The 690-nt window shown below is 47.4% G+C and carries 1 protein-coding gene; it reads right to left on the bottom strand.

Features of this window, described 5'->3' with window-relative positions:
• Positions 1–690, bottom strand: a 690-nt coding sequence (locus AB4496_RS26340; protein WP_372132841.1) for a VCBS domain-containing protein, incomplete at both ends; no start/stop codon positions are given.

Genomic DNA, 690 nt, shown 5'->3' with positions numbered 1-690 from the left:
CTGTGGTTGATATTACTAGGCCACCCGTTGGTGACATGGTGACATGTCCCGAGGCATCAAAGGTGATGAATTTCGAATCTTCAGTATGGCCGTCACTGACTTTTACTTCGAATACATCGACACCATGATAGGAGTTGGTGGCAGAGTTATAACTCATTCCTGTGATAGACGTATTTGGTGTGTAGATGTAGTCACCAGTGTCTGGGTCGACCGACAATGAACCGAATTGACCGTTAGAACTAACGACAGAGAAGGTATGAGTGTCATTAGTGTCTAAATCTGTCTCTGTTAATGTACCTGCTGCTGTTGATGTTTGGTTAACGCCGAGAATCGGTGCGTCATTGGTTCCGGTAATGGTAACCACGATATCATGGTGCGTGCCATCTGCAGATTGAACCGTGATGGTTTCAGTGTCTGTCTGACCTTCGCTAAGCTGTTGAACTATAGGATGGTTGTTGTCAAGGTCGTAAGTCCAGTGACCATTTACATCGATATGAGCGTGCCCATAGCCTTTGCTTCCGGCTATTCCAGCTCCACCCTGTACCGCGGTAAACCCTGCGGTTCCATCAGGGTCACTCGCCGTCAACGTACCTGAAGCTTGAAGTGTTATGTCTTCTTTTGCCACTCCTGTGGAGTCTCCACTGAATGTTGCAGGGTCAGCGACACTCGCTATATTAATGAGTATTGACC

It is taken from the genome of Vibrio sp. 10N.222.46.A1, assembly GCF_041473595.1.
GTDB lineage: Bacteria > Pseudomonadota > Gammaproteobacteria > Enterobacterales > Vibrionaceae > Vibrio > Vibrio tasmaniensis_A.
Note: the sequence above shows the minus strand (reverse complement) of the source record. Positions and strands in the feature narration are given on the sequence as shown.